Annotated in this window: 1 protein-coding gene; it reads right to left on the minus strand. The window is 51.7% G+C overall.

Annotation, left to right across the window (positions count from 1 at the left end):
- A partial coding sequence (gene tssD / locus AACY45_RS28900) for a type VI secretion system tube protein TssD (protein WP_339548895.1) occupies positions 1 to 351 on the minus strand: 351 nt, incomplete at its 3' end.
- Positions 352 to 362: the final 11 nt, after the last annotated feature.

Genomic DNA, 362 nt, shown 5'->3' on the forward strand with positions numbered 1-362 from the left:
ATAACGAATGGAGAGTAACTCTTGGGGCTCTGCGTCATTCATACGAATGGCATGGGGAACTTGCAAGCTGATACGAGCGATACGTGCACCGGTCAGGTGTATTGAATAGTACCGCTCTTGGCCGCCACTCGCAGAGGTGCGGTAAAAGTTTATTTTGCACTCCACTTCTTCAGTCTCATGCAGCGCACTTGCCAGCAATGGTGATGACTTGTCGATACCCTTGGTAATCATGATTGGCATGTGCTTGCCACGCCCACCTGCCACGCTACCGTCATTGCCCGTGAGCATGTCGTGTGAATAAGCCAGCACCATGATTTCATCCTGGTGGCCGATCTGACATTTGTTACCGATGGAGTCGGAGC

The sequence above is a fragment of the Pseudomonas sp. RA_35y_Pfl2_P32 genome (assembly GCF_963970735.1).
Classification (GTDB): domain Bacteria; phylum Pseudomonadota; class Gammaproteobacteria; order Pseudomonadales; family Pseudomonadaceae; genus Aquipseudomonas.